Source organism: Aeromonas enterica (genome assembly GCF_054052465.1).
Genome location: NZ_JBSTYL010000010.1, coordinates 26,008 through 44,051 on the forward strand (window position 1 = coordinate 26,008; position 18,044 = coordinate 44,051).

General features: G+C 62.4%; 18 protein-coding genes and 1 tRNA gene. 6 read left to right on the top strand and 13 right to left on the bottom strand.

Features of this window, described 5'->3' with window-relative positions; translation table 11 throughout:
* The first annotated feature begins 79 nt into the window (after positions 1-79).
* From ACW5XD_RS12415 to ACW5XD_RS12435, 5 genes are all read left to right on the top strand, one after another.
* Positions 80-1,687 (top strand): ABC transporter substrate-binding protein, encoded by a 1,608-nt coding sequence (locus ACW5XD_RS12415; RefSeq protein ID WP_456495144.1) that lies wholly within the window; start codon positions 80-82, stop codon positions 1,685-1,687.
* Positions 1,672-2,682, top strand: a complete 1,011-nt coding sequence (locus ACW5XD_RS12420; RefSeq protein ID WP_456495145.1) for an ABC transporter permease — start codon at positions 1,672-1,674, stop codon at positions 2,680-2,682. Before ACW5XD_RS12415 ends, ACW5XD_RS12420 begins: the two co-directional genes overlap by 16 nt.
* The gene (locus ACW5XD_RS12425) at positions 2,672-3,484 is read left to right on the top strand and encodes an ABC transporter permease (RefSeq protein ID WP_456495146.1); all 813 of its coding nucleotides are present in this window, start codon (positions 2,672-2,674) and stop codon (positions 3,482-3,484) included. Before ACW5XD_RS12420 ends, ACW5XD_RS12425 begins: the two co-directional genes overlap by 11 nt.
* A gap of 99 nt (positions 3,485-3,583) precedes the next feature.
* On the top strand, positions 3,584-4,372 hold the full coding sequence (locus tag ACW5XD_RS12430) for an ATP-binding cassette domain-containing protein (RefSeq protein WP_456495147.1): 789 nt from the start codon (positions 3,584-3,586) through the stop codon (positions 4,370-4,372).
* 100 nt (positions 4,373-4,472) lie between these two features.
* A complete protein-coding gene (locus tag ACW5XD_RS12435) occupies positions 4,473-5,114 on the top strand; it encodes an ATP-binding cassette domain-containing protein (protein WP_456495148.1) in 642 nt (213 codons plus the stop codon).
* A 363-nt stretch (positions 5,115-5,477) separates the two neighbouring features.
* Here the strand turns inward: ACW5XD_RS12435 and hypB are convergent, their stop codons facing one another.
* Entirely contained in the window at positions 5,478-6,314 is an 837-nt protein-coding gene (gene hypB, locus ACW5XD_RS12440) for a hydrogenase nickel incorporation protein HypB (protein WP_456495229.1), read from the bottom strand.
* On the opposite strand from hypB, the gene ACW5XD_RS12445 reads away from it, so the two are divergent.
* On the top strand, positions 6,195-6,599 hold the full coding sequence (locus tag ACW5XD_RS12445; protein WP_456495149.1) for a hypothetical protein: 405 nt from the start codon (positions 6,195-6,197) through the stop codon (positions 6,597-6,599). The two genes, hypB and ACW5XD_RS12445, sit on opposite strands and share 120 nt — an antisense overlap.
* On the opposite strand, the gene hypA is transcribed toward ACW5XD_RS12445, so the two are convergent.
* The 12 genes from hypA to ACW5XD_RS12505 form a co-directional block, all read right to left on the bottom strand.
* The gene (gene hypA, locus ACW5XD_RS12450) at positions 6,577-6,918 is read right to left on the bottom strand and encodes a hydrogenase maturation nickel metallochaperone HypA (RefSeq protein WP_456495150.1); all 342 of its coding nucleotides are present in this window, start codon (positions 6,916-6,918) and stop codon (positions 6,577-6,579) included. The two genes, ACW5XD_RS12445 and hypA, sit on opposite strands and share 23 nt — an antisense overlap.
* Before the next feature lie 69 nt (positions 6,919-6,987).
* A complete protein-coding gene (hypE, locus tag ACW5XD_RS12455) occupies positions 6,988-7,992 on the bottom strand; it encodes a hydrogenase expression/formation protein HypE (RefSeq protein WP_456495151.1) in 1,005 nt (334 codons plus the stop codon).
* A complete protein-coding gene (gene hypD, locus ACW5XD_RS12460; RefSeq protein ID WP_456495152.1) occupies positions 7,989-9,101 on the bottom strand; it encodes a hydrogenase formation protein HypD in 1,113 nt (370 codons plus the stop codon). The genes hypE and hypD overlap by 4 nt, the downstream gene beginning before the upstream one ends.
* Entirely contained in the window at positions 9,095-9,346 is a 252-nt protein-coding gene (locus tag ACW5XD_RS12465) for a HypC/HybG/HupF family hydrogenase formation chaperone (RefSeq protein ID WP_040065728.1), read from the bottom strand. The genes hypD and ACW5XD_RS12465 overlap by 7 nt, the downstream gene beginning before the upstream one ends.
* Before the next feature lie 5 nt (positions 9,347-9,351).
* Entirely contained in the window at positions 9,352-11,790 is a 2,439-nt protein-coding gene (gene hypF / locus ACW5XD_RS12470; protein WP_456495153.1) for a carbamoyltransferase HypF, read from the bottom strand.
* Positions 11,787-13,670: a selenocysteine-specific translation elongation factor gene (gene selB / locus ACW5XD_RS12475; protein WP_456495154.1), complete on the bottom strand. Its 1,884-nt coding sequence runs from the start codon at positions 13,668-13,670 to the stop codon at positions 11,787-11,789. Before selB ends, hypF begins: the two co-directional genes overlap by 4 nt.
* Before the next feature lie 4 nt (positions 13,671-13,674).
* Positions 13,675-15,153, bottom strand: coding sequence for an L-seryl-tRNA(Sec) selenium transferase (gene selA, locus ACW5XD_RS12480; protein WP_456495155.1), 1,479 nt, complete (start codon positions 15,151-15,153; stop codon positions 13,675-13,677).
* A 315-nt stretch (positions 15,154-15,468) separates the two neighbouring features.
* Positions 15,469-15,560 (bottom strand) — tRNA-Sec (locus ACW5XD_RS12485).
* 212 nt (positions 15,561-15,772) lie between these two features.
* Positions 15,773-16,264, bottom strand: coding sequence for a hydrogenase maturation peptidase HycI (gene hycI / locus ACW5XD_RS12490; RefSeq protein ID WP_456495156.1), 492 nt, complete (start codon positions 16,262-16,264; stop codon positions 15,773-15,775).
* Positions 16,264-16,677 carry a formate hydrogenlyase maturation HycH family protein gene (locus ACW5XD_RS12495; RefSeq protein ID WP_456495157.1) on the bottom strand — a complete coding sequence of 138 codons (414 nt, stop codon included), beginning with the start codon at positions 16,675-16,677 and terminating at the stop codon, positions 16,264-16,266. Before ACW5XD_RS12495 ends, hycI begins: the two co-directional genes overlap by 1 nt.
* Positions 16,670-17,485 (bottom strand): NADH-quinone oxidoreductase subunit B family protein, encoded by an 816-nt coding sequence (locus ACW5XD_RS12500; protein WP_005301886.1) that lies wholly within the window; start codon positions 17,483-17,485, stop codon positions 16,670-16,672. The genes ACW5XD_RS12495 and ACW5XD_RS12500 overlap by 8 nt, the downstream gene beginning before the upstream one ends.
* Positions 17,485-18,042 carry a formate hydrogenlyase complex iron-sulfur subunit gene (locus ACW5XD_RS12505; protein ID WP_456495158.1) on the bottom strand — a complete coding sequence of 186 codons (558 nt, stop codon included), beginning with the start codon at positions 18,040-18,042 and terminating at the stop codon, positions 17,485-17,487. Before ACW5XD_RS12505 ends, ACW5XD_RS12500 begins: the two co-directional genes overlap by 1 nt.
* Between the last annotated feature and the right edge of the window lie 2 nt (positions 18,043-18,044).

Genomic DNA, 18,044 nt, shown 5'->3' on the forward strand with positions numbered 1-18,044 from the left:
GGCCCGTTTTGGCCCCTCACTCGCTTCTTCGTCTGGCGTTTTTCTTCGAGGTGAGTGGTACAAACGAACAAGGAATCTTATGACCATTCAATGCCATGGCCGCCGCAAGGGTGTGCCTGTCGTCGCGGCCATCCTGCTGGCCCTGCTCTCGGGCGGACTCTCTCATTCGGCACTGGCAGCCCAGCCGGTTCCTGCCGAACTCAAGCTCGCCATCGGCGCCGAACCTACCGAAGGGTTTGACCCCCTGCTTGGTTGGAGTCACGGCAGCTACCTGCTGCTGCACAGCCCGCTGCTCAAGCAGAACGCAGACCTCAGTTGGCAGAATGTGCTCACCCAATCTGTGACCCCGAACAAGGATGGCAAGGGGTGGCTCATCCGCCTCAAGCCGGATCTGAAATTCTCCAACGGCGCGCCGCTCACCGCCGAAGACGTCGCCTTTACCTACAAGAGCGCGGCCAGGGGCGGCGGCAAGATCGACATGGGCAACTTTGTCTCGGCCAAGGTGGTCTCGCCCACCGAGGTTGCCATAGTCTTAAGCGCCCCCCAGAGCACCTTCGTCAATGTGCTGGGCTCCTTGGGCATAGTGTCAAAGCGGGATTACGATCCCAAGGCGTATGCCCAAAAGCCTGTCGGTGCCGGCCCTTACCGGCTGGTGAGTTTCCTGCCCGGCCAGCAACTGGTGGTGGAGGCTAACCCCCATTACGCCGGCGGCAACAATGACTTCAAACGGCTGGTGTTTGTCTTTATCGACGAAGAGAGTGCCTATGCCGCCGCCCAGAGCAGCCAGCTCGATCTGGTGCGCATCCCCCCGTCGCTGGCCCCCACTGTGCCTGCCTCACTCAAGCTCTGGGTTCGGCCAAGCGTGGAGAACCGCGGCATCGTCTTCCCCATTCCTGCAGCAGGTAAAAAGGACGCCAAGGGTTATGCCATCGGCAACGACGTGACTTCCGATGTGGCGGTGCGCCGCGCCATCAACTACGCCATCGACCGCAAGCTGCTGGCCGATCAGCTGCTGGAGGGGCACGCCATCCCTGCCTACAGCGCGGTGGAAGGCTTGCCCTGGCAAAGCAAATCTACCGCCTTCAAGGACGGCGATGCCGCCCATGCCAACGCCCTGCTCGACAAGGCGGGCTGGAAGATGGGCAGTGACGGCATTCGCCACAAGGGTGACTTGCGCGCCGTCTTTACCCTCTGGTACACCAGTGGCGACAGTACCCGCCGGGATCTGGCGGAAGCGGTGCGCGCCATGCTCAAACCCATCGGTCTCGATGTGAGCCTCAGGTCCGGTAGCTGGGAGCAGGTGGAGCGCGAGATGCACGCCAATCCGGTGCTGATGGGGTGGGGGAGTCTGGATCCCATGGAGCTTTATCACCACTACCAGAGCGGTGCCGGCGGCGTTGAGTTCTACAACCCCGGCTACTACAGCAACCCTGTGGTGGATGGCCATCTCAAACAGGCGCTGGATGCCCCGAACTGGCAGGCGGCCGTGCCCTTCTGGCAGCAGGTGGAGTGGGATGGCAAGACAGGCGCCGGAGTGCAGGGGGATGCCGCCTGGGCCTGGTTGCTCAATGTGCAGCACACCTATCTCGCCAACCGCTGCATCGACCTTGGCAAGGGGGCGCCGGAGATCCACGGTAGCTGGTCTTTGCTCAACAACCTCTCTGACTGGCGGTGGACGTGCCGCTAAGTTCGCCCTTGAGCACGTCAGGTTACATCTTGCTAAAAGCTCTGCTGCGTCTGGCAGGGCTCTTGTGTCTGGTCTCTGTCGCCACCTTTGTGCTGCTCAGCTACTCCCCCATCGATCCCATCAAGGCCTATATCGGCAACGATCTGCTCCACGTGCCGCCCGAGCAGTACGCCCGCATCGCCGCCCGCTGGGGGCTGGATCAGCCGCTCTGGCTGCGTTACTGGCACTGGTTCGGCCAGGTACTCAGGGGGGATCTCGGTTACTCCATGCTCTACAACGCGCCTGTGGCTCAGGTGATAGGCAGCCGCTTTGCTGCCTCCTTCCTGCTGCTGGCGGGCGCCTGGCTGCTCTCCGGCTTTTTCGGCATTTTGCTTGGGCTCTGCGCCGGTCGCTATCTCAACCGCTGGCCCGATCGCCTTATCTGCCGCTTTGCTTACTTGCTCGCCTCCCTGCCCACCTTCTGGGTCGGCCTCTTGCTACTCGCCCTGTTTGCGGTGCACTGGCCGCTGCTGCCGGTCTGCTGCGCCTGGACGCCGGGCCTCTCTGCCGATGAAGCGGACTGGCTGATGCGATTGCGCCATCTGCTGCTGCCGGTGACCACGTTGGCGTTGCTCGGGGTGGGCAATATCGCCCTGCATACCCGGGGGCGGGTGGCCGAGGTGCTGGCGAGCGACTTTATCCGCTACGCCCGCGCCCAGGGGGATGGTGGCTGGCCCATGCTGCGCTTCCATGTGTTGCGCCACGCCCTGACCCCGGCGCTCTGCCTGCAGTTTGCCTCCCTCGGTGAGCTGATTGGCGGATCCCTGTTGGCGGAGAAGGTCTTCTCTTATCCGGGGCTCGGGCAGGCGACCGTGGATGCTGGGTTGCGGGGGGATATCCCCCTGCTGATGGGCATAGTGCTCTTCTGCACCCTGCTGGTCTTTATTGGCAATACGGTGGCCAGTGTGCTGCTGGCGCGCATCAATCGGGGTTGGGAGGGTGAGCATGCTGTTTAATCCGCTCCCCTTAATATTGAGGCTGGCCGTGGCCCTGATCGGGCTGGCGCTGCTGGCCGCCTACGGCTGGAGCCTCTCTCATCAGGATGTGCCCATGGATCTGCTGGCCCGCCAGCAGCCGCCCTCGCTGGTCCACTGGTTCGGTACCGATCAGATGGGGCGGGATCTCTGGCTGCGGGCATTTCAGGGCACCCTCACCAGTCTGGAGCTGGGGATCAGCACGGCCCTGTGCAGCGGCCTGTTGGCCATGGTGGCGGCAAGCCTCTCGCTCATCCATCCCAGATGCGATGTGGCGGTGCGCCTCGTGATCGACGCCATGCTGGCGCTGCCCCATATGCTGCTGCTGATCCTTATCTGCTTTACCGTGGGGGGCGGCATGCGCGGGGTGATCCTGGCGGTGGCGCTCACCCACTGGCCCAAGCTGGCGCTCATCCTCTGTGCGGAGGCGCGGCGGATCGCCTGCAGCGACTACGTGGTGCTGGCTCGCTGTCAGGGGATGGGGGCGCTGCGTCGCTGGCGCACCCACCTGCTGCCGGGGCTCTTGCCCCAGTGGTTTATCGGTACCTTGCTGATGTTTCCCCATGCGGTGCTGCACAGTGCCGCCTTGAGCTTTCTCGGCTTTGGTCTGGCGGCCCACGAGGCCTCCCTTGGCCTGCTGCTGGCCGATGCGCTGCGTTATCTGGCCGGTGGCGGCTGGTGGCTGGCCCTCTTCCCCGGCCTGATGTTGCTGCTGCTGGTGTTGCTGTTTGATCAGGCTACCCGCGCCCTGCAGCAGCTCTGTTTTGGGGGTGAAGCATGCTGATATTTGAAACCGCCATCTGGCGTCAGCACAGGCTGGCGCCGCTGTTCGATCAGGTTACTCGCGCGCCTTGCAACAGCGGCTGTGGCACAGGAGTGAAGCATGCTGAGTTTTGACCAGGTGACCATAGAGGCCGCCCACTACTCCTGGCTGGGGCGGCGCAGTTGGCAGCCTTTGCTGACCGATATCAGCCTGCAACTGGCGCCGGGGGAGATAGTGGCGCTGGTGGGGGGGAGCGGCGAGGGCAAGAGCCTGCTGCTGCAAAGCGCCCTGACTCTGCTGCCGGACAACCTGCGGATGCGCGGCACCATTTCCCTCGATGGCACGCCCCTGTGCGACGCCAGCCGTGCCCGCCTGCGCGGCCACACCCTCTGCTATGTGCCGCAGGGGGTGAGCGCCCTCAATCCGCTGCTGACGGTGGAGCGCCAGCTGGGCCGAGCGGCTCGTCTGTGTGGCCAGAACGGTTCTCGCGAGCGGCTCGGCGAGCAGTTGTTACGCTACCAGTTGCCCGCTACCACCCTGGACAGATACCCGCGCCAGCTCTCCGGCGGCATGGCCAAGCGCATTCTGGCCTGCACCGCAGCGCTCGGCGGCGCCCGTTACATTCTGGCGGACGAGATCACCGCCTGGCTCGACGAAGGGCTGGCCTGCCTGCTGCTCGGCCAGTTGCGTGAATTGGCCAATCAGGGCAGCGGTATCCTCTGGGTCACCCACGATCTGGCGCTGGCGGCCCGCTTTGCCGATCGCATAGTCGCGTTGCATCAGGGCCAAGTGAGCGACACCTTGAGCTGCCACCATCTGCGGCAGGGGCAGGGGAGCGAGATGCTCCGCGCCCACTGGCAGGCGCTGCCGGAGTTCAACGCGCTCTTCTCTGCGCCGGAGGTTTCTTGATGTTGGTATTTCTGAGACTAGCCGTGTGCTGCGGGGCAGACATTCAGTGGCAGGCGCTGCCGGAGTTCAACGCACTCTTCTCTGTACCGGAGGTTTCATAATGTTGGAACTACGAAATCTCACCATCGCGCAGGGGGAACGTCCCCTCTGGCAGGGGTTGTCGCTGACGGTGAAAGCGGGCGAGCGGCTCGGCATCTCTGCGCCTAGCGGTTATGGCAAAACCACGCTGGGGCGGGTATTGGCGGGTTGGAAGTCGGTTGGGGGAAATGGAGAAATCCTGCTGGATGGGCAGCCGTTGGCCGAACTGTTGAAGGGCTACAACCCAATCCAGCTGGTGCCCCAGCACCCGGAACTGACCTTCAATCCCTATCGCACCACAGGGCAGGCGCTCTGGGATGTGTGGCGCCCCGATGATGCCATGCTGGCCCGCTTTATGGTCAAGCCCGAGTGGCTTGAGCGCAAGCCAGGCCAGCTCTCCGGTGGTGAGTTGGCCCGCATCGCGCTGCTGCGCGCCCTCGATCCCCGCACCCGTCTGCTGATTGCCGACGAGGTGACCGCCCAGCTGGATCCGCAAATTCAGCGCCAGCTCTGGCAGGAGTTGATGCGCGAATGCGAGCAGCGCGGGCTTGGCATGCTTGTCTTCAGTCACCAGCAGGCGCTGCTGCGCCAGATCTGTCATCGGGTGCTGCGCTTTGGTGAGATGCAGCCTGAGACTATGGTGCTGGCCGAAAGCGCGGCCTGATAGTTTGCTCCCCTCATCCCCAGCCCTTCTCCCGCAAGGGGAGAAGGGAGCAGAAGGTGCCATCTCACCACGCTCAGGGTTTAGGGTTTGGAAAATCTTGGGGTTTGAAAATATGGCTGGTTGTTATGCTCGAAGCCCCCCTGAGGCGTTTGAGGGAGTCGTATAGTTGCAGCATGCTGTCGGCATCCACGAACCGGTTCCCTCTCTCTGGGGAGAGGGCCAGGGTGAGGGGACGCGAGTGTGGGACGCTGGCCACTCTGGATAGATAACACGGCGGACAAGGTACTCAGATAAAAAAGAGGGAGGCATCAGCCTCCCTCTCTTGCTATCCGCCGTTGGTGACGGCATTTAACCGGTTTTGGTTCAGGCCGTGGCCAGCCAGTTCAGCCAGGCATCCATTCCTTCGCCTGTGGTGGCGCTGACCTGGATCACCTGGATATAGGGGTTGACCCGCTTGGCGTTCTCGATGCAGCGGGCCACGTCAAAGCTGACGTAGGGCAGCAGATCGATCTTGTTGATCACCATCAGCTGGGCGGCGGCAAACATGTCCGGGTATTTCAGCGGCTTCTCTTCCCCCTCGGTGACCGAGAGGATCGCCACCTTGTACTTCTCGCCGAGATCGAAGCTGGCGGGGCAGACCAGATTGCCCACGTTCTCGATAAAGAGGATGCCCCCTTCATTGGCAGGCAGCTGGTGGCAGGCGTCGTGGACCATCTTGGCGTCCAGATGGCAGCCCTTGCCGGTGTTGATCTGCACGGCAGGGACGCCGGTGGCGCGAATGCGATCCGCATCGGCGCTGGTCTGCTGATCTCCTTCGATCACGGCGCAAGGGCGTTTGTCAGCCAGCTGGCGCAGGGTTTCGCACAGCAAGGTGGTCTTGCCTGAACCCGGGCTCGATACCAGATTGAGTACCAGCTGGGCCGCTTCGTCGAAGTGTTCGCGGTTGTGGGCCGCCAGCGCGTTGTTCTTGGCCAGCACATCCATCTCGATGGCGATCAGCTGGCGCTGCCCCATGCCGGGGACCGACATTCCCGCTTCCCCTTTGCCGTAGTGCAGATCACCCTGCTGATGGTCATGGTCATGGTCATGGCTGTGATCATGGGAATGCGCGTGGGAATGACCGTGGTCATGAGAGTGGCCATGTTCATGATGATGGTCGTGGGGGTGATCATGGAGGTGATCATGACCCTCGTGGCTTATGGGAGCCCGCACTCCGTGGTAGTGGTGATGGACATCCCCCTGATGGTGGTAGTGGTGGTGAATGATCAGGGTGCGCGGCGCACTCTGCTCGTGGTCATGATGGTGATGGGCGTCATGAGCATGATGATGGTTGTGTTTATGGCCATGTTCATGGTGGTGCTCGTGAGTGTGCTCATGGTCATGATCGTGGGAGTGGGCATGGTCGTGATCATCTTCATGGCCGGCGATCCGCGCCTGGCCGCATCCGCATACGCTACACATATCAACTTACCTCGATGTCGGTGATGCGCAGGCTGTTCCCTTGCGCGACTCGTAATTTGTATCCGCCACACTCGGGGCAGGCTTGCCCGCGCTCGGTGAGGGTGACCGTCTTGTTGCAGTCGTAACACCAGGCTTCGGCCGCCTGGTGTTGAAAGTACAGTTGGGCCCCTTCGACGGCGGTGCCCTTGGCGGCGGCCTCGAAACAGAAGGCAATGGTGTCCGGGTCGACGCAGGAGAAGCTGCCGACCTCGAGCCAGAGGGCTGTCACCTTGTTAAAGCCCCGCTGGGTGGCCTGTTCGGCCGCCAGATCGATGGCGGCCATGGCCAGAGACATTTCGTGCATGGTGGCTCCTTAACCGATATGGGGAGAAGCTGTGACTCCTCCCTGTAATTGACCGAACGGCATGGCCGCTCAACAGATCCGCGGGAGCAGTTCCCCCTGCGGCAGCTCCAGATAACGGCGGCTGCCCCAGGGGTTATTGAGGATCACCTTGTGGCGATCGCTCGCCTGCACCACGCCGATCTGGCTGGCGGCGGGGTTGAATTGGCGCAAGATGCCCAGCGCGTCCTGCGCCTGTTCGGCAGGCAGGGCCAGCACCATGGTTCCCTCATTGGCGAGATCATGGGGCTCGAAACCGTAGAGCTCGCACAGGCCGCGCACCGGATCGCAGACCGGAATGGCGGACTCATCCAGCTCGATACCCACTTGGGAGGCTGTGCTCCACTCGTTGAGCACGGCCGCAAGGCCACCGCGGGTGGCATCGCGCAGGGCGTGAGGGGTAATGCCAGCTTTTAGCAGCGCTTCTACCTGCGGCCAGAGGGTGGTGCAGTCGCTTTTCAGATCAGACCCCAGTTGCAGGGCGTCGCGGGCCATCAGGATACAGGCGCCGTGGCTGCCGATATCCCGCGACACCAGAATGGCGTCACCGGCCTTGAGGTTACGCACCGAGATGCCCCGGCTCTGTTCGGGCAGCGGAAAGGTGCCGACCCCGCTGGTGTTGATAAAGATCTTGTCGGCCGCCCCCTTGGGCACCACCTTGGTGTCGCCGCAGACGATGCGGGCGCCGCTCTTGGCAAGCTCTGCCGCCATTGATTCGACGATGCGAGTGAGGTCCGAGTAGGGGAACCCCTCCTCGATGATAAAACTGCAGCTCAAATACTCGGGCTTGGCTCCCATCATGGCGAGATCGTTGACCGTGCCGGCGATGGCCAGCTTGCCGATATCGCCCCCCTCGAAGAAGAGCGGCGAGACGGTAAAGCTGTCTGTGGTGAAGGCAACGGGGCCGTTTACCGGCAGCAGGGCGGCATCTTCACCGCGCAGCAGGATCTCGTTGCCAAAGTGGCGAAAGAAGAGCTGGTTGATCAGCTGGTTCATTTCTACACCGCCGCCGCCGTGGCTTAACTGAATTTCTCTCATTGGATCCCCATATATCGGTAGTAGGCATTGCAGGCCCCTTCGGAGCTGACCATGCAGCTGCCCATGGGCTGGGTCGGGGTGCAGCCCCGGCCAAAGACTTTGCACTGGTTCGGTTTGGCCAGGCCGCGCAGGATATCGGCGCACTGGCACGCCTTGTGGTCATCGATGGGGGTCTGATCAAGCTGGAAGTGGCGCTCCGCATCGCGCTTGGCAAAGGCATCGCGCAGGCGCAGGGCGGAGGCGTTGATATCCCCCAGACCTCGCCAGCGAAAGTGCTCGCGGGTCTCGAAAAAGCGCTCAACCAGCCGCTGGGCGGCTTTATTGCCGCTGGCGGTGACGGCGCGGCTGTACTGCACCTCCAGCGCGTAGCGACCCTCCACCTTCTGGCGTACCATCATCAGCAGCGCCTCCATCACATCCACCGGCTCGAAGCCACTCACCACCACAGGCACCTGATAACGATCGACGATGGGCAGGTAGATATCGGCGCCTGTGATGACGCTGACGTGGGAGGGGCCGATAAAGGCGTTCACCTTGGCGACCCCGTCGGCCATCACAGCGTGAATGGCGGGCGGCACCAGCACATGGTTGATATGAAACAGCAGGTTCTCGACCCCTTGCTCTTCTGCGGCAGCCAAAAGCGCCGCAGTCATCGGGGTGGAGGTTTCGAAACCGATGGCGAAGAAGACCAAGGTTTTGTCCGGGTTCTCACGGGCGATACGCAGCGCATCGAGGGGATCATAGACCGGGCGGATATCGCTCCCCTTGGCACGCTGTTGGGCCAGTGTGCCCTTGGAGCCCGGCACCCGGATCATGTCACCCAGGGTGACCAGAATAACGTTCGGTTGACTCGCCAGCTCGATGGCCTGATCGATACGCTCTTTGGGCATGATGCAGACCGGGCAGCCGGGGCCGTGGACGAACTCGATGCTGGCCGGCAGCAGCTGGTGCAGGCCGTACTTCATGATGGTGTGGGTATGGCCGCCACACACCTCCATCACCCGCAGCGGTTCGGGGAGTAATTTGGCCAGTTCGGTGATCTGGGCGGCTAGGGCGCGGATCACCTCGGGCTGACGAAAGCCCTGAAAGAGATCATTGAGGGTCAGCATGGCAAAATATCCTGTTTTGGCATCAGGGCCACCATCTGGCGGAAGCTCTCGAGGCTGGCCTGCGCCTCCTCTTCGTCAATCTTGCTCATCACAAAGCCAATGTGGAGCAGCACATAGTCGCCCACCTGGAGGGGCTCTTCGAGCAGCATGCAGCTGACGCGCCGCTGCACCCCCAGGGTGTCGACGGTGACGCAGTTATCTTCGGGGTGCAGCTGCACCACCTGAGAGGGGATGGATAGACACATGGATTTCAGGACTCCGACAAGGTGGCACAGCCGGTGGTGACAGGCTGGTGCGTGGCAATATGGTGGATGGCAAACCAGAGCTGACCGGCGGCGATGCCACCGTCATTGAGCGGCAGGGTTTCGCTGGTCAATACCTGCCGACCGGCCGCTTCGAGAGTGGGCACCAGCTGGTCCATCAGCACCCGGTTTTGAAAGACACCGCCCCCGAGCGCCACCGGATAGCCGGGGAGGCGCTCGGCCAGGGCGATGACCAGATTGCTGATGGCGCGGATAAAACCGGCGGCCAGGCTGGCGGTGGAGGTGCCTTGGCGTCGCTCGCTGACAAGGGTATTGATGAGCTCGGCCCACTCGATCTGCAGTGGTCCCTCTGCGCTCTGGTGCAGGCCAAAGGCGAGGGGGAAGGGCTGCTCATCTGGGGAAAGCTGCAAGGCGGATGCTTCCAGCAGGAGCCCCGCTTCGCCTTCGTAATCCGGGGTATCGATCACCCCCAACAGCGCCGCCACCACATCGAACAGCCGACCGATGGAGCTGGTGTAGGGGGCGTTGCGACCGAGATGCCAGAGCTGGTGCAGGTTGCTGATCCGCTTAAGGGGCAGTTGCTTGATCAACGGAATATCGAGGGCGCTGATCTGCTCAGGACTGTGCGATTCAAACAGCAGCCCCAGTAGCTGACGTACTGGCTCGCGAATCGCCGCCTCGCCGCCGATCAGCTTGAAGGGGGCGAGGTGGGCAACCCGCTCAAATCCCTGAACGTCTGCGATCAGCAGCTCGCCGCCCCAGAGTGTGCCGTCATCGCCAAGGCCGGTGCCATCGAAGGCAACACCCAGCACCGGGCCAGTGATGTCGTGCTCGGCCATCACCCCCAGCAGGTGGGCGTGATGGTGCTGCACCTCGAGGTGGGTGGCACCCTGATCCTGGCAATAGCTTTTGGCCCACTGGTGGCTGAGGTAGCCGGGGTGGCGATCCGAGACCAGCAGTTCTGGCTTGAGATCGTAAAGTTCGCGAAAGGTCGCCAGGGTTTGCTCGAAGTGCTCCTGCATTGGCAGGCTGTGCAGATCGCCGATATAGGGGCTGTAGATGCGCTGGCGGCCGAAGGCGAGCGCCAGCTGGTTCTTCTGCTGCGCCCCGACCGCCAGCAGCGGCCCCTTGACCGCCTCTTGCAGGCTGGGAGTGCAGGGGGCATAGCCCCGGGCCAGCCGCAACGTCTGGCGTCGCCCGCCTGCCCACTGCACCAGACTGTCGTCGCAGGGGTGCAGGATGGGGCGGTTGTGATCCAGGATGCCGTCAATCTCGCTGCCGAGTTCCCTGACCACCGCCTCGCACTCGATAAGGATCGGGCTGCCGCGACCATTGGCGCTGGTGGCCACCAGCGGCATGGCGCAGGCATCCAGCAGCAGCTGATGGAGCGGGGTATAGGGGAGCATGATGCCAAGGTATGGGATGCCGGGGGCTATCCCCTCGGCCAGCGGCGCGGTTGTCTGTTGGGATTCTGACGGCCGATCATCGTTTTTGCGCTTGCGCAGCAAGGTGATGGGTCTGGCCTGAGAGGCGAGCAGTTTCCACTCCGCCTCGCCGCCGGTGACATGCACTTTGGCCTCGGCAAGGGAGCCCATCATCACCGCCAGCGGCTTGCGCGCGCGCCGCTTGAGCGTTCGTAATCTGGCCACACTCTGTTCATTGCGGGCATCGCATATCAGGTGATAACCCCCCATGCCCTTGACCGCAATCAGCGCCCCCGCCTGCAGTGCGCTTGCAGCAGCCTGCAGGGCATTCTCGCGCTCGGCCAGGGCATCGCCGCGGCCGCTGCGCCAGCTGAGGTGGGGCCCGCACTCGGGGCAGCTCACCGGCTGGGCGTGGTAGCGTCTGTCCAGCGGGTTTTCATAGGCCGCCGCACAGCGCGGGCACATGGCAAAGCCCGCCATGGCGGTGTGGGGCCGATCGTAGGGGAGGCGGCGGATAATGGTGTAGCGCGGGCCGCAGTGGGTGCAGTTGGTAAAGGGGTAGTGGTGGTGGCGATCTGCGGGATTGGCCACATCGTTGGCGCACGCCTCGCACATCCCCTGATCCGGCGAGATGGCGACCGTGGCGGCGCTCTGCTGCTGGCTGGCTTTAATTCGAAACTGGCCATGAAATTGGCCATCAAAGTCGGGATCATGAGCGAAGGGCAGTTCCCGCTCGCTGAAATGATCGATGCGGCTCAGCGGCGGCGCCAGTTCCCGCAGTTCGCGGGCAAAGCTGGCCAGCTGCTCGGGGGAGCCCTCAGCACCTATGGTGACGCCATTGGCGTCGTTCAGCACATAACCGGCAAGGCCGTGGCGCAGTGCCAGCCCATAGACGAAGGGGCGAAAGCCGACCCCCTGCACGATACCGTCGATATGAAATTCGCAGCGCAGCCGGTTGGCGACCGGATTGGAAGAGCCTGAGGGGGCGATGGTGGCGCTCATGCCGGCTCCATCTCATCTTGAGTCTGCGGCAAACGCAGCACCCGGCGCTCGTTCTCCTCGCGCCGTACCCAGCCATCCATCTCCATGCGCAGGCAGAACGGAATGGCGTATTTACGCGACAAACCGGTGATCTCCTTGAGGGATGCCATGTCGATCAGATCTCCCACCTGCTGGCCCGCCAGCACGGCGGCGACCATCTGGTTGTAAAGGGCTGCGTCGTAGTAGATGGGGCCATCGAGCTGCACCAGATACTTGAGTCGCGCCAGATTGCGCAGCTGCTTTTGCAGAGCGCCTTTTTGCTGCAAGCCCTGCTGCAGGGCGGCGGGCAGCTTGCGGGTGATAAAGGGGTCCAGCGCTACGCCGCCGGGGCCCAGTTTACCGGGCTCGTACCCCTCCTTGCCTTGATCTCGCACCACCTTGAGCACCAGCTGTGCCTCTTCCCCCAAATCATCTTCCGACTCGCCACTGCCCGGCTGCCACTTGTCATGGTGCAGGCGAACAAGCTGCTCGCTCTTGAGCTGCTGGAGCAGGGCTTGAGTGACCGGCAGGGCGATGCCAAAGCGGGTCGCCAGCTCGGCGGCACTGAGCGGTTCGCTGGCCAGCGTAGCGAGCAGCTGGTCGCGGCTTTGTGCCAGCCAGTGGTTGTCCAGCAGCCAGTCACCGAGGGGAGTGACCTGCTCTGGCCGCTGGTCAAAGCGGCTGGTCAGCACATAGCCATTGAGCCCCAGCTGCAGGGTGGCCGGGTTGTAGTGCTCGAGTTCTTCAGGGAGCTCGCCCAGCAGGGTGTGCAGCGCCTTGCGTCTGGCGGGGTGGATGTCGCCGCACCAGACGATGCGGGCGCCGTGCAGCAGTTCGCTGCTGCCGTGGCGAATGATGGCGAGTGGCTGGCCAAAGAAGCAGGGGATGGGGCTGGTAAAGATCAGCCGCGCCAGCCGGGTGTCTTTTATTGGCACAAAACGGGCACGGCCATGCCAGCTGCCGAGGGCCACTTCGACCTCGCGGTTGCGCTGTTCCCGGATGCTGCCGCCGACCTCACTTAGCCGCACGATCAGATGAGTCGCTGCCTCGCACTGGCCCGCAGCGCTGGTGAGGCAGTGACCGCGGGCCACCTCCTTGTGGGGCACTTTTTTAAGACCCACAGCCACCCGACAGACGGCGCCAATTTCATCGACGCTCTGGTGATAGGCCTGCAGGGTGCGCACCTGCACTTCCCGAGCGGCGGGGTAGAGGCGCAGCTTGTCCCCCACCTTGAGGCAGCCCTGCTGCAGGGTGCCGGTGAGCACGGTGCCGGTGCCGTTGGCGGTAAAGACTCGGTCTACATACAGTCGCGGGGCACTCTGCTCGCGGGCAGCGTGTGAGGCTGGCAGATCGGCAAGCTGGCGCACAATGGCGGCGTGCAGGGCCGCCATATTCTCACCGTTTTTGGCGCTGACGCTGACGATATCGGGCACCATGCCGCTCTCGTCCATCACCCGCTCCAGCAGGCTCTCTTCAAGGAGTGCCAGTTCATCGGGCGTTACCAGATCGCACTTGTTGATGCAGACCAAGAGGCGCGGCACCCCCATCGCCTTGAGCAGGCGCAGGTGATCGCCGGTCATCGGCATCCACCCCTCGTCGGCGGCAATCACCAGCAGCACCAGATCCAGACTCCAGAGCCCCGCCACCATATTGCGGATATAGCGCTCGTGGCCGGGCACGTCGATGACGCCTATGGTGTTGTCCTGACCGTCGTCGAAGTGGGCAAAGCCGAGATCCTGGGTCATGCCGATGGCCTGCTCGTGGGCGCGGGCAGTGGTGATGCCGGTGAGGGCCTTGATCAGCAGGGTCTTGCCGTGATCCACGTGACCGGCAAGACCGATAACGGCGCGATAGGAAGTCATGGGATCAAGGCTCCTCGGTCGCATTTGTTGCATTGAACGGGGCGGGGAGCAACAACTCCCTGAGCTGGGCGATCAGCAGTTCCATCTCGGTCGGCAGCAGGGTCGCCATATTGAGCAGCACCTTCTGCTGGCGCACGGTGGCGATGACCGGCACCGGCAGTTCGCGCAAATCATCGAGCAGCTGCTGGGCTGGACGCGGGTCGGTGCACTCCAGCGCAGGCGCCGGATAAAACTCGTCCGGCAATGTGCCGCCACCCACCACCAGCTGGGCGGGGACCGGCACAAAGCAGTCGGGCAGGGCGGCCATCAGCTGGGAGGCTCTCGCCTGCATGGTGGCCGGGTTGCTCAAAGTCCGTTGGGCGATACCCTCGCCGACGGGGGATTTGTTGAGCTTGTGAATGAGCAGGCGTTCGAGCAGGGAGTAGACGATGCGGCTCGGGCGGAAGGTGCGCATCATGGGGTGTTTTTCCAGCCGCTTGATAAGGTCGCTGCGGCCGCTGATGATGCCCGCTTGAGGGCCTCCCAAGAGCTTGTCGCCGGAGTAGCAGACCAGATCCGCCCCCGCTTTGATGTACTGGCGCACCGAGGTTTCGTCCGGCGCAAACTCCTCGGTGGTCAGGCCCGAGCCCTGATCCACCGCCAGCACCACGTGTTCGGGCAGGGCGCGGGCCACCTCGCCAATATCGGGGGATTCGGTAAAGCCGCGAATGGCGAAATTGGATCTGTGTACCATCAGCACCAGTGCGGTCTGATCGGTGATGGCATCGAGGTAATCTTTGGCGGTAGTGATGTTGGTGGTGCCCACCTCCACCAGTTTGGCGCCGGAGAGGGCCAGAATATCGGGAATGCGAAAGCCGCCGCCAATCTGGATCTGCTCGCCCCGCGAGACGATCACCTCGCGCCCCTTTGCCACCTCCTGCAGTAGCAAGAAGAGGGAGGCGGCGTTGTTGTTGACCACCAGCGAATCCTCGGCCTGGGTGAGGCAGCCGAGCAGGGGGGCAATCAGCCCCTTGCGCCCGCCGCGCTTGCCGGTGGCGAGATCCAGCTCCAGATTGTTGTAACCGGTGTTGAGGTCGCGCACCTCGTCCCACAGCTCGTGACTTAACGGCGAGCGACCCAGATTGGTGTGCACCAGGGTGCCGGTGGCGTTGATCACCCGGGTCTGACGCTGGCGCAACTGCTGTCGGCAGCGCTTGGCAATCAGCACCTCGATCTGCTCGGGGGCAACCCCATGCTGGCGAAAATCTTCGCTCTGACGCAGTTCGCTCAGGGTGTCGCGCACCGCCTGGGTTACCAGCGGGCGGCTCAGCGCATCGATAAACCCAGCGAGAAAGGGTTGCTGCAGTAGCTGTTCCACTTGCGGCAGACGGCGCGTTGGTTGCTGGCTGGGCTGTTGCTCTGAATCTGGCTGTGAATCGTCGGCAGCCGGACCTGATGTGGGCTGGCGGTGGGGGATGGCTGGCGCGTGAGACGGGTTCGTCATGGGATTACCAGTGCAGTGCGTGGGTTCGGGATGCGCACCGGTTTGCCGATAGAGAGGCCGAGCTGACGGGTTATGGCACTGCTGGCGATTTGCGGATGACTGCAAACTGGGTGCATCAATGAGCGGGTATAAATTAATGCTGCATCGATGCTGATAAATTAATTTTTGGCCAGCGAGATAACCTGACTTCGGATTATATTGGCAAGCGGAAAGCGCCTTTTTCTAAGGTATTCTTTCAAACATATTGAACAAGCGATGAAAATAACATCCAGGCCGAAAAATTCAGCGGGAGAGTATTTGTTCAATAGATAAATTTGGCGGAAGAGGCAGGAATCGAACCTGCCAAAGCCTTCTCGGCTCACATCGGTTTTGAAGACCGAGGAGGCCACCAGACCCCATCAACTTCCGTGATGGCCGCCATTTTGTGGCAAATTTCTGTGACTGGCAACGCTTTTTTTGTGATAAAAAATCGAGGGTTAGCAATTTTTTGAAAAATTCAAAGAACCTTGTTTTATATCAAGTTCAGCACAATTAGCCCGATGTTTTAATTTAACATCGGGCCTCGATCACATTGCCGGAATCCTTGGTCAATAACGGTCGTTAACAACTCTATAAATAGTTATCGCTCGGCGTTGGCAATATTCCACTGATCCAGTCGCTCTATTAACAAGCTGGTATCTTTGGCGGCATCAAGATGCTGATAAAGATAATCCATCGCCTCGCTCACCATCTCGGTCATCGGGAAGGAGAAGGCGACGATGGCCGGTTGTACCCCGACAAAGATCACCTCGGGGACAAAGGTCTTGAGCTCGTCGATCAGGAAATTGAGCGGCATATTGTGAGTCGAGAAGATAAACATCTCGGCGATGGTCTCGGGGGGGATCACCTGCAGGGTTCCCGCCTTCTCGCCGATCTCGGCGGCATCCACCAGCAGAACCCGCTCCGGTTGCAGCTCCCGCACCTTGTAGACCACATTTTCCGGCGCGATGCCGCCGTCAATATGGATCCAGCCGGACAGGGGGGCGGCTTGCAGTTTGTCGGCAAGATAGGGGCCGGCACCGTCGTCCCCCATCATGGCATTGCCCACGGTCAACACGAGATTGCAGCCCATCAGCGGCTCCTTACCATCAGGTACATATGGGGGCCGTTAAAGAGGGCGGTGAGCTGCTCCATAAAGGTATTGGTCCAGCCCAGCTCCTGCTCATCGAGCACGCCTTCGGCTTTGCGCAGTCGATCGAAGGCGCAGGCCAGCATATGGCAGTGCTCGCGATAGATGGTGATCTCGCCAAAGGTGAGAAACCCCTCCATCTTGCGGCGCGCTTCGCTCCCCTCTGGCAGCTTGGCTACCCAGTCGCGATAACCGGTCAGCGAGCAGACCAGGTCTGCTCGCAGGCAATCGACAATGCCGAGGTGGTGGCCGATGGCGAGGCTGTAGTACATCACCTCTTTGGCTTCCTCGGGGACGTTGAACTGCTCGTCGACGAACTTGCGCGAGAGGCGGTAGAAAAAAACCTCGTCAGCCATGCACCGCCTCTCCCTTGCCGGCCGCCCGGTTGAGGCAGGCGTTTGCGAGGTTGTTGACGATCTCCGCCAGGCGCGGATCGTCGTGCTGATCGAGGTAGCTCTGGATGCGCAGATCCACATCCTGCTGGGTCGCACCTTCGAGCAGGGCCATGAATTCGTCGGCGATGATCCGCCCCTGCCGGTAACCGGCCATGCGGCGCGCTTCGCGTTCGATCATCACCCGGATTTCATTGGGGATGCCGGTGTGGCGCAGTTCGACCCGCTCACCCGGTTGCACCTCGTGGCTGGTGGCTTTGAGTTTCTGCTCAAGCAGACCGAGCGCCACGGCAAAGCCATAAATGGTAGCCGCCGGTGTCGGAGGGCAGCCGGGGATATAGACATCTACCGGCACGATTTTGTCGGTGCCGCCCCATACGCAGTAGAGGTCGTGGAAGATGCCACCGTCACAGCCGCAGGCGCCGTAGGCGATGCAGATCTTGGGATCGGGCGCCGCCTCGTAGGCGCGCAGGGCCGGCACCCGCATCGCCCGGGTCACCGCGCCGGTAAAGAGCAGGATGTCGGCGTGGCGGGGGGAGGCGACCACCTTGATGCCGAAACGCTCGGCATCAAACAGCGGGGTGATGGTGGCGAAGATCTCGATTTCGCAGGCGTTGCAGCCGCCGCAATCGACCCGGTAGACATAGGCCGAGCGGCGAATGTCTTTGAGCAGGGTCTTCTTGAGTTTGGTGATCTCGGGATCCTGTGCCAGCGGCACGGCGCGGGTATGGGCATGGCCGACAACCGGTTCTATGCCTTTGATCTTGCTCATCACATCCACTCCTTTTGTGCGGCCATCGGTGTGGCTATCGGTGTGATCAGGGCCGAGTCAGGCTGGCTCAGCATGCTCTGTTTTCGTTTACAGTCGGGGCAGTGGTGTAGTCGCTCCGGGGTCGCCAGCGGCGTGCCTGCCTGCTTGAGGGTGTCCTCCACCAGCGCCACCAGCTTGCTCGGGGCAAAGTAGGTGCCGCACAGGGTGCAGGGGGCCAGCGCGAAGCGGGCCTCCTCATAGAGATCCGCCTTGTTGGTTACCGCCAGTTCGAACTCGGGGGAAAGGGCGATGGCGCGGGTCGGGCAGACCTCTTCGCAGCGGCCGCAGAAGATGCAGCGCGCCATGGAGATCTCCCAGCGGCGTTCGCCGGTCTCCATGTCCACTTCCATCACCAGCGCGTTGGCCGGGCAGGCCTTGGTGCAGGCCGCGCAGGCGATGCACTGATCCGCCTGATATTTCGGTTTGCCGCGAAAATCCCGGTTCACCTCGTAAGGGGCGAAGGGGTATTTGGCGGTCGGGGTGCCCGCCTGGAGTATGGTCTTGAACAGCTTGATCATGA

Excerpts from the sequence above, each read along its gene's own strand:
- ACW5XD_RS12415 (WP_456495144.1), top strand. The coding sequence starts at position 80 with ATGACCATTCAATGCCATGGCCGCCGCAAGGGTGTGCCTGTCGTCGCG.
- ACW5XD_RS12425 (WP_456495146.1), top strand. The coding sequence starts at position 2,672 with ATGCTGTTTAATCCGCTCCCCTTAATATTGAGGCTGGCCGTGGCCCTG.
- ACW5XD_RS12430 (WP_456495147.1), top strand. The coding sequence starts at position 3,584 with ATGCTGAGTTTTGACCAGGTGACCATAGAGGCCGCCCACTACTCCTGG.
- ACW5XD_RS12435 (WP_456495148.1), top strand. The coding sequence starts at position 4,473 with ATGTTGGAACTACGAAATCTCACCATCGCGCAGGGGGAACGTCCCCTC.
- ACW5XD_RS12445 (WP_456495149.1), top strand. The coding sequence starts at position 6,195 with ATGGTCATGGCTGTGATCATGGGAATGCGCGTGGGAATGACCGTGGTC.
- hypA (WP_456495150.1), bottom strand. The coding sequence starts at position 6,918 with ATGCACGAAATGTCTCTGGCCATGGCCGCCATCGATCTGGCGGCCGAA.
- hypE (WP_456495151.1), bottom strand. The coding sequence starts at position 7,992 with ATGAGAGAAATTCAGTTAAGCCACGGCGGCGGCGGTGTAGAAATGAAC.
- hypD (WP_456495152.1), bottom strand. The coding sequence starts at position 9,101 with ATGCTGACCCTCAATGATCTCTTTCAGGGCTTTCGTCAGCCCGAGGTG.
- ACW5XD_RS12465 (WP_040065728.1), bottom strand. The coding sequence starts at position 9,346 with ATGTGTCTATCCATCCCCTCTCAGGTGGTGCAGCTGCACCCCGAAGAT.
- hypF (WP_456495153.1), bottom strand. The coding sequence starts at position 11,790 with ATGAGCGCCACCATCGCCCCCTCAGGCTCTTCCAATCCGGTCGCCAAC.
- selB (WP_456495154.1), bottom strand. The coding sequence starts at position 13,670 with ATGACTTCCTATCGCGCCGTTATCGGTCTTGCCGGTCACGTGGATCAC.
- selA (WP_456495155.1), bottom strand. The coding sequence starts at position 15,153 with ATGACGAACCCGTCTCACGCGCCAGCCATCCCCCACCGCCAGCCCACA.
- hycI (WP_456495156.1), bottom strand. The coding sequence starts at position 16,264 with ATGGGCTGCAATCTCGTGTTGACCGTGGGCAATGCCATGATGGGGGAC.
- ACW5XD_RS12495 (WP_456495157.1), bottom strand. The coding sequence starts at position 16,677 with ATGGCTGACGAGGTTTTTTTCTACCGCCTCTCGCGCAAGTTCGTCGAC.
- ACW5XD_RS12500 (WP_005301886.1), bottom strand. The coding sequence starts at position 17,485 with ATGAGCAAGATCAAAGGCATAGAACCGGTTGTCGGCCATGCCCATACC.
- ACW5XD_RS12505 (WP_456495158.1), bottom strand. The coding sequence starts at position 18,042 with ATGATCAAGCTGTTCAAGACCATACTCCAGGCGGGCACCCCGACCGCC.